We start from the raw sequence: 515 nt of genomic DNA on the forward strand, positions 1-515 counted from the left end.
TCGGAGCCGCACGTGGTGATCGTGGACACGACTGCGCCGGACCAGCCAGTCATTGGCGAAGTGACTGACGACGAAGGTCCGATCCAGGGACCGGTGGGCAATGGCGAGAGCACGGACGACACGACGCCGACGCTGGTGGGCAAGGGCGAACCGGGTGACACGATCGTCGTGATCGACAACGGCACGCCGGTTGGCGAGACGACGGTCGACGAGGACGGCAACTGGAGCTTCACGCCTGATACGCCGCTGGACGAAGGCAAGCACGAGTTCACGGTGGTGGAACGTGACGAGGCGGGCAACGAAAGCAAGCCGTCGGATCCGTACGTGGTGGTCGTGGACACGACTGCACCGGGCAAGTCAGAAGTTGGCGAAGTGATTGACGACGAAGGTCCGATCCAGGGTCCGGTGGACAATGGCGGCAGCACGGACGACACGACGCCGACGCTGGTGGGCAAGGGTGAACCGGGCGACACGATCGTCGTGATCGACAACGGCACGCCGGTTGGCGAGACGGA

General features: G+C 64.7%; 1 protein-coding gene. It reads left to right on the top strand.

The genetic code is table 11. From position 1 onward, the window contains the following. Window positions 1–21 precede the first annotated feature (21 nt). Window positions 22–515 (top strand): Ig-like domain-containing protein (locus F6X39_RS36225; RefSeq protein WP_316251764.1); only part of this gene is annotated, 494 nt, incomplete at its 3' end.

Origin of the sequence: Paraburkholderia sp. UCT2 (assembly GCF_014397665.1) — a bacterium.
Taxonomy (GTDB): domain Bacteria; phylum Pseudomonadota; class Gammaproteobacteria; order Burkholderiales; family Burkholderiaceae; genus Paraburkholderia; species Paraburkholderia tuberum.